This is a genomic window from Oscillibacter sp. CU971 (assembly GCF_905219725.1).
Lineage (GTDB): Bacteria > Bacillota > Clostridia > Oscillospirales > Oscillospiraceae > Oscillibacter.
Map to the genome: position 1 here is coordinate 1 of NZ_CAJMXG010000129.1, position 8,176 is coordinate 8,176.

The 8,176-nt window shown below is 56.9% G+C and carries 7 protein-coding genes; all 7 read right to left on the minus strand.

What is annotated here, in order from left to right; translation table 11 throughout:
- Positions 1-932, minus strand: a 932-nt coding sequence (locus JX325_RS09855; RefSeq protein ID WP_204790975.1) for a reverse transcriptase/maturase family protein, incomplete at its 3' end; no start/stop codon positions are given.
- Between the two features lie 360 nt (positions 933-1,292).
- Positions 1,293-4,172 (minus strand): bacterial Ig-like domain-containing protein, encoded by a 2,880-nt coding sequence (locus tag JX325_RS09860; protein ID WP_204790976.1) that lies wholly within the window; start codon positions 4,170-4,172, stop codon positions 1,293-1,295.
- On the minus strand, positions 4,165-4,542 hold the full coding sequence (locus tag JX325_RS09865) for a hypothetical protein (protein WP_204790977.1): 378 nt from the start codon (positions 4,540-4,542) through the stop codon (positions 4,165-4,167). Before JX325_RS09865 ends, JX325_RS09860 begins: the two co-directional genes overlap by 8 nt.
- 64 nt (positions 4,543-4,606) lie before the next feature.
- Positions 4,607-5,185, minus strand: coding sequence for a hypothetical protein (locus JX325_RS09870; protein WP_204790978.1), 579 nt, complete (start codon positions 5,183-5,185; stop codon positions 4,607-4,609).
- A 651-nt stretch (positions 5,186-5,836) separates the two neighbouring features.
- The gene (locus JX325_RS09875; protein ID WP_204790979.1) at positions 5,837-7,117 is read right to left on the minus strand and encodes a hypothetical protein; all 1,281 of its coding nucleotides are present in this window, start codon (positions 7,115-7,117) and stop codon (positions 5,837-5,839) included.
- Positions 7,118-7,132: 15 nt separating this feature from the next.
- A complete protein-coding gene (locus tag JX325_RS09880) occupies positions 7,133-7,504 on the minus strand; it encodes a hypothetical protein (RefSeq protein WP_204790980.1) in 372 nt (123 codons plus the stop codon).
- Positions 7,505-7,520: 16 nt separating this feature from the next.
- A partial coding sequence (locus tag JX325_RS09885; protein WP_204790981.1) for a hypothetical protein occupies positions 7,521-8,176 on the minus strand: 656 nt, incomplete at its 5' end.

Below are 8,176 nucleotides of genomic sequence, written 5' to 3' on the forward strand. Positions count from 1 at the left end.
ACAGTTGGCTTGTGCCCTTGATAGGGTTTCTTATGGATTCGGCGGGCTTTTCTGGTCGCTTTCAGCATGATGGACTTGCGCAAGACAGTCCGGTTCCGATAGAACTGAAAGCCCATGAAGTCAAGAGGCCGGCCAAGGTCTTCACCCTTGACGGTGTAGGAGAAACGAAACACTTGCCAGTCTCCTTTCAGCTCCAGACCGAGATTTTCGCCCAGATAGCCGGAGATGGCTTGCCTGATTTGGTGCAGAACTTTCTTGTTTGACCCAAAGACGACCATGTCATCCATGTAGCGGGCGTAGTAAACCGCGTGAAGCTGTTCCTTGATGAAGTGGTCCAGCTCCTGCAAGAACCAGTTTGACAGCCACTGCGAGGTGTAAAAGCCTAAAGGAAGGCCCACGTCAGTCACGTCGATGATCTTAAACAGCAGGTCCAGCATCTGGTCGTCATGAATCCGTTTGCGAAGTTTCGCTTTCAAAATATCATGCGGGATGCTGTCAAAGAAGTGCCGGATGTCCATTTTCAGGACATACTTTACGTTCTTTGGGTCCTTGTCGATCCATTTCTCGATGACTTTCTTGGCCTTATGGGCTCCACGTTTGGGAATGCTCGCATAGCTGTGATGATACATCCCGTGCCAGAACAATTCTTCCAAAGCCATGACAACGCAGTGCTGAACAATGAGTTCCTCCAGAGTCGGAACAATGATGACCCGCTCTTTATGCCGGATACCGTCTTGAATGACGATTGGCGTATGCTCCGCGTTTTCATAGCTGATGATCCAGTCGTAGGATAACGCCAAGAGTGCCTCGTCGGACAGATGGCGTTTTCGTATCATCTTCCTGATCCGCTTTGTGCGCTTGGCCTTTTTAATAGCCTTGCGGCGGTTTTCTTCCGATATGCAGATGTCAAACAAGTGTTTGTAGGATTTCATTACTCTCTTATCCTCTCACCCGCGTTCGCCTCTTTCAGATACTAACGGGTGCTTGCACCGAGTTAATTTTCACCAAGCGGTGAGGAAAGGGAGGAGCCGGCAAAGCCCCTCCCTCTACTGCGTTCAGCAGCGATATGTACCGCATTATCAAATGAAGATGTTGCGGAATAAGATTGGGCGGCGCCGATGTTGGTGTTGGAATTCGTCGCGCTATTATAGAGATTAGCGTAGAACGGACCGCAATTCAGGTCATTGTTCCAGTTACCACCGACATAGGCAAAGGCGCGGTACATACCCCTTATTTTGAATTTTTTCGTTTCCCCGGAGACCCAAGGTTCTCCAGACCTCTCCTTTACGCGGCTACGCCGCGGCAAGCGGTTTACAAGAGAGGGCGGCGCCGATGCTGGTGCTGGAACTCGGCGCGCTAACATAGAGACTAGCGCAGAACGGACCGCAAATCAGGTCACGGCGCCAGCCACCACCGACATAGGCAATATAGTTGGTGCCCGTATCAGCCCACACATAGTCGGCCTCGTAGGTCGTGGTGGAGCCGTTAGTCGCTTCGGGGAAACGCCCGAACGGTTCGGTCTTCATCTCGCTGATATAGCCGCTCTTGGTCAGTGTGACGCCCTCAATGGTCTTGTAGCCGCTACCGGTGGTGTTGAACCCGGTAACGGTGGTGCCATCCTTAGTGCCCCAGGTGAGCTTTACCTTCGACACCCCTCCGGAGATGAACCAGCCGGCCAACCGGCGGAAGATGTTGCCCCACCAGTTCTCCATGCCGAACACCTTAACACCGGAAGTCTTGTCGCTCGCGCCCCAGAACAAGCCCTTGGTGTTCATAGTTCCCGGAGCAATAGCCGCGCTCGCGTTGCAAACGCCATAGCCGGCGGTGGCCTGAAGGTCGGTGCTCTTGAACATCATAGTCAGCAAATCCTCAATGAGCTTGCGGTCAGCAAGGAACTCGATCTGCCAAATATCAGCGCCGTTCTTCTGAGCGGCGTCCATCTCCGGCTGAGTTCCGCCTGTGCTTACCCAGTTGCTTTGCCCGCTGATGGAGCGCATCCGGCCGGAGCTGTCCTTGGAGCCAAAGAAGATGGGGGTGTAGAAGTGCGGGATCTCCTTGTTATTCTTGTCGTAGTTGGACCAGCACTCGTAGTCGCTGTCCACCTTCACGTCCGAACAACGGAAGTGATAGACGCCGCCGCTCTCCCACCGCTTGACATAGATCTTCGGCCACTCCATCATGGCGTTTCCGCCGAAGTTGATGTTCGCTACGTCCGATGCGGTGCCATCTGCCTTCTTGGTGTAATCGTTGGGGTTCAGGTAGTAGGCCACGGTGCCGTCATACTTCAGCATACAGGGCCGGGGCATGAACTTGGAGCCGGGGGTGCTGGGCCAGCCGCCATAGCTGAACGCACCACCAAAGTTCATCACGGCCTTGGCAAAGGCGGCATTCTCCACATCGCTGGGATAGCTGACGCGGGTAGCCGGGTTCTGGTCGCTCAGGGTGATGTCGAAACCATAGAGGTACTCTCGGAAACTGGCCTTGACATTGGCGGTCTTGTTGGCGGGGGCCAGATAGTTGGCGCTCTCGGCCACCTTGAAAGTGATGACGGCGGTGCCGCTGGTGTCGTTCACGCTGTTGATGGTGACCTCGCCCGTAGTCTGGTTGATAGAGCCCACCGTAGCGATCTTGGTGTCGCTGGAAGTTGCGGAGATAACACCGTCACCCTTGCGGGTCACAGTGAACTTTCCGCTCTTGGCCGACATATTCAGCGTCAGCGAAGACGGGCTGATGGTGACGGCGTTGTCGCCTTTGCCGATGGCCCAGGTAGCCATCTTAGCTCCAATACTTCCGTCCGGCCACTGGAAATTGGCCGTAGGCGTGAAACTGGCGGTGTAAGCCGTCCCGGCGTTGATCTTGGCCTCCAAGCTCAGTGTCATCTTGGTACTGTCGTAGTTGACGTCCCAAGTGGGGGTCTTGGGGTTGCCGTCGTACTTGAGCGTGCCGCTCTGCTTAGGGACAGCGGCAATCGTTGCCCGCCCAATGACCCACTTCACCGTCTTCGGCCCGGTGGTGCCGTCCGACCACATGCCGGCCAGCAGCGTGAACTTCGCCTCGTGCTCCCCGGCGTCCGTAGCAGGCGTGACCTGCACAGAGGAGTTCTCCGTGTCGAAGTTGTCCCACTGGGGAGTCTGAGCCGCTCCGGTATAGGTGAGAGAGCCCTTCTGAGTAGGGATAGGAACGATAACGCTGGTGATCGTCCAGGTGGCGTCCTTGGGCCCGGTGGTGCCGTCCCACCACTGATAGTTGGCCGTGGGGGTGAAACTGACGATGTAGTCGCCGGCATCGGTGCCGAACCGGTCGCCGCTGATGGAAAGCTGACTCACATCGTAGCCGTCCCAAGTGGGAGTCTTGGGCGTGCCGTCTGCCGCCAGGGCGTTACTCTGGGTCGGCAGCGCGGGGATGACCGCCCTCTGCACCGTCCAGTCCGCCGTGGCCTCACTGGTGCCGTTGGGGAACACATAGCCGTACACCAGCGTAAACTTCGCCGTGTAGTCATCAGCATTCACGCCGGTAGTCTCCCCGCTCACGGTCATTTTCACAGAGTCATAACCGTTCCAGGTGGGCGACTTGGCCGTTCCATCGTAGGAAATGGGGTCCTTCTGCGTAGGAACGGGGACCTCAATGGGGTTCACGGTCACGTCCAGGCTGGTAGACTTTGTCACACCCTCATAGGTGTAGTCCAGGCTAACCGTCTGCTTGCCCAGGGTGGAGAACTCCGTGGTGGGATAGGTGTACCCAGTGGCGGCCGTAGTGGAACCGTCCGAAAACTTGGCGGTAACACCCATGCCATAGGGGTCAAAGCTCTCCAGGTAGCTGTAGGCCGTCTTGTCAGGCGGAGTGGTCACCTCAATGGCGACCAAAACCTTCTCCACCGTTACAGGAGTGCTGGCCGTCTTGGTGGACCGCCCCTCCGTGTAGGTGATGGTGACCTCCGTCACACCGTCCGTCAGAACGGCGGGGGTCACGGTATATCCGGTCACTTCCGAGGTCAGGCCATAGCCGTAGCTCGCTTCCACCACCATCCCGGTGGGGTCAAAGCTCTCCCCGGACTTATAGATCGTCTTCTTGGGCGGCTTGATGACGGCCAAGCTCTCCAGCTTTAGAGAACCGCTGCCTCCACCGCCGCCGGTCAGGTTGAACACCTTTCCGACATTGGGATCATTACTCATCTGTGTCGACCTCCAGTCGAAGAATATTCACGGTCAGATCCACGTCAGGGGTGACTTCGCACCGGAACGTGATCTCACCATCCGTGGTGACGTTGTCCGCCTTGATGCCGGTGTCGCTGCAATCCATAAAGCAGTCGGCGTCGCCGCAGACAAAGTAGCAATAGCCGCTGCTCGCCACAAGGGATTTATGCTCGATCTTCTGCGCTCTGCCGCTCCATTTGGCAGCCGGCAGAGTGACCGTGATGAGTTGCCCATAGCCGGCGGCGATCAGGGCCGCCAGGTCGGCGATACGGGCGGCAGAATCGGCCTGTGCTCTGAGAGCAAGCATTTTGAGCTGCTCAACAGTGGTCATCTTGTTGTTCTCTGCCATGCGATAAACTTCCTTTCAAAAGCGAAAGGGGACGGAGAAATATCCCCATCCCCTCTCAGATTGCTCAGGGTTCAGTAACCTCGGGGCCCTCCGGTTCGGTCTGCGCCGCGCCAAAGACCTCGTTCAGCATGGCGGTGACCTCGGTGTCCTCGGCCATCACGATACCCGCCAGCTTCTCCTTGTCCGCGTCGGGGTACAGGCCGGAGCCCTCTTCCTTCTGAACATAGCCGTCCAGGTCGATCTGGGTGTTGCCCACGTGCTCCACCTTGCCGTCCAGGACCATGTACTCATCGTACACGTCGTCCTCGTCGGAGCCCGTCTTGGGCACCAGATAGATGAACTTGTCCGCGCCCTCGGCGGCGGGGTCGATGTCGTCCACGGACGTTACCTTCTTCTTGGTCAGGTGGTCGGCGGCGGCCACGGCCTCAGCGATGGAAGGGCCGATGTCGACGCCCTTGTCGGTGATGGCCAGAGCAGTGCCGTTGTTCTTGATCTCGGTGATGACGTTGGGCTCCCCGCCCACGGTGGCGATATCGTCCACCCGGTCGTTCAGAGCAGTGACCTTGGCGTCCACCCGGTCGATCTCAGTCTTGGAACGCTGGGCCAGCATCTTCAGCTGGTCGAGAGTAGTGTGCTTAGACATAAAAATGTCCTCCTTCAAAAAGTATTTGTTTACGGCTATCTGCCGAAAACATCGTCGAGAATATCACTGACTTCCTTGTCGGTAGCCGTATTTTCGGGGCGCTCCTCCGGCGGGTTTGAGGGCCCAGAGCTTTCGCCAAAGGCGCTGTCCAGCGCGTCGCCCACTTCCTCGTCGGTGGCCGTCTCACATACGCTGCCCAAAATCTCCTTGAAGACNTCGGCCAGCGTCTTTCCCTCAAACCCGGCGGCATCAAGGTCGCCGATGATTGCCATGATCTGATCGTAGACGTCATCTGGCAGGGTCGGACCCCCACCAGAACCAAACCCGAGGCTTGCCTTGTGGAGGATGACGCTGGTCGTACACCATCCAGTGGAGATGCGCTCGGTGCCTTTTACGCCATACACCATGACCTTAAGACGGACACCGCCCCTTTTCAGGCATTCGGCCGGGATAACGCACCGGTCATCCGTAAGAACAACGGCGATGCTCGCCCCGCCGGCCTCGAACAGCGCGGTCTTGGCAAACCCATCCCACGCTTCGTCAAAGGTAAACTCCACGGGGTACTGCTTCGCGGAGTTTTGGATCAGGCTGGAGTCTTCCACCAATCTGGTAGACGCCCCCTTGATTTCGATTTTCAAACCGCACACCTCCTTACGCCCCATTGGCGGACAGCTCAAACCGGATGACGTTCACGGTCAGGTCCTCCGCCGGATCGGTTTCGCTCTTGAACGTGATAAAGCCGGTCGTGGTGATGTCCTTGGGCTGAACCTTGCAGTCCAAGAACTCGTCACGGCTGGCTTCGTCTGCGCTGATGAAATACTTGTGGGTGGCCAGGGCCAGCAGGCGGCTGTCCGCAATGGTAATCTCGCCGTCTTTCCAGCCGTCGGCGGGCAGAACCAGGTCGAACCAGATGCCCAGCACATCACCTGCACCCGTACCGTTCCGGCCATTGTAGACGGAAACGGGATAGCTTGTGCCATCCGTCATGGTCACGGTGTAAATATCCGTGGTGCCCGGAGTATGGTCGCCCTTGGTGAGCTTGATGTCCTGGATGCCGTTTCCGGTCGGGCCCACCAAGTCGCAGCCGATACCGCTGTCAACATACTTCTGCTGACTGGCGTCCCAAATCCACCACGTTCCGTCCTGAGGTTTGGGCGGTTTTCCACTGTACTGCTGGGCGGAGAGGGCGCTTGCGGCCGCATCTTTGGCGGACTTATCGGCGGCGTCCTCGCTCAGCTCAGCAGCGTCTTTGGCCGTTTCAGCAGCGACCTGTGCATCCTGTGCGGCCAGTTTAGCCACCTCTGCGTCATCTTTGGCAAACTCAGCAGCGGTCTGAGCGCCCAGTGCGGCATTCTCAGAGAGTTTGGCGTTGGTTTCAGCGAGAGCGGCATCGTCGGCCGCAGTCTGAGCATCATCCCTGGCCTTTTCCGCAGCAGTCCTATCAGCTGCAATCTGAGCGCCAAGGGTCTCCGCGTCGGACTTGATGGTCTTGATACGTTCCTCGGCCGCTTTCGCTTCGGCTTCACTCAGCGCGGCGGCGGCCTGAGAAGTGGCGGCTTCGCCCGCCTTTTGGCTTGCAATAGCCGCGGAACTGCCAGCGGCAATCTCAGACGCTTTGGCCGCATCAGCAGCATCGGTGGCCTCCTTAGCCTTGTTTGACGCATTACTCTCCGAAACCTTAGCGTTATTTTCAGAGGTCTTCGCGGCCTGGGCAGAAACCGATGCGGCCGTGGCTTTCTGCGTAGCCGTTGACGCAGAAGTCTTAGCCTCGGCGGCAGACGCCTGCGCCGAATCCTTCGCAGTGGAGGCAAACTGCATAGCGTTGGATGACTCCACATTCATGGCAGCCAAAGCGTCGTGGATGGAACTGCGAACCTCCTCGCCGTACACGGCCGCCAAGATTTTTTGCAAATAGGTACTGATGTTTGCCAATTAGCCCACCCCTCTCTAATCCTCAAACATCCAGTCGACGGCCAGAAGCTCCTCGCCAGTGAGGCTGCCGATTGCCTCCTCATACTTAACGGTCATAAGCTCGACCTCGTGCTCCATCTCGTTGAACGGAGCCATCTCAGCCGAAAACTCCTTGAACTTGGGAGAATCGACCTTGATGCCAATGGTAGTGTTGCCCCTCTCGTCGGTGATCTCCTCGCCGTACTTCTGGATAAGGTTGTTGCGGAACGTCTCGTACTCGGTGAGTGTTTCGCCGAGGATACGGTAGTTTCGGGCGGCAATGTACCCGATCTTGTCCCGATGGGACAGAATGGGCCGGAGCTTTGCCAGCATCTCGGCCATCTGGGAATTTTTCAATGTTTTCTTCATAATAAGGTGCTCTCCTTTAATCCAAACCGGTTACGGTGGCTCCGCTGAAATCAACACGCCCCTCAAAGTAGACAACTCCTCCACCACGTCTTCCAATCGTGATATAACCGCTGCAAGGGCTATAAATATCAATATAGGGAGCATCACCCTCATAGTAGCTGATACAGAACATATGATAGCGGCTGTTGCCATAGGGACCGTACAAGTTGAAACTACCGTAGCTGCTTCCGGCAATGACGTTGAACTCCCCGCCATAGAACTCCCCGCCCTCAATGACCGGGGAACGGATCGTAGTCTGGTCAATATAGGTGGACTTGATGTAGCGCGGCATTTCAATGGAGTCAGCCATCTTGTATGCCTGGTTCGCTCGATTGTAAGCGGCCTGGGCCTCATAATAGGCGTCATCGGCAAGAGAATAGGCTTGATTTGCCGTCGTTCTCGCACTATCAGCCAACGAATAGGCCGGGTTATAGGCCAGATTTTGATTACTGACCGTCGCCCAGTTGATCGTGCTCCCTGCGCCCATAGTAATTTTACCGTTGATGGTGATAACACCAGTGGAGCTCACCGCGAATGTCGTTTCGCCAGTGTTCTTATTCCGGATGGTCAGCCCATACAGATCCAGATAGTCGGAGGCGAATTTATCGCCCGACATCATGCTCCGTCCATAGC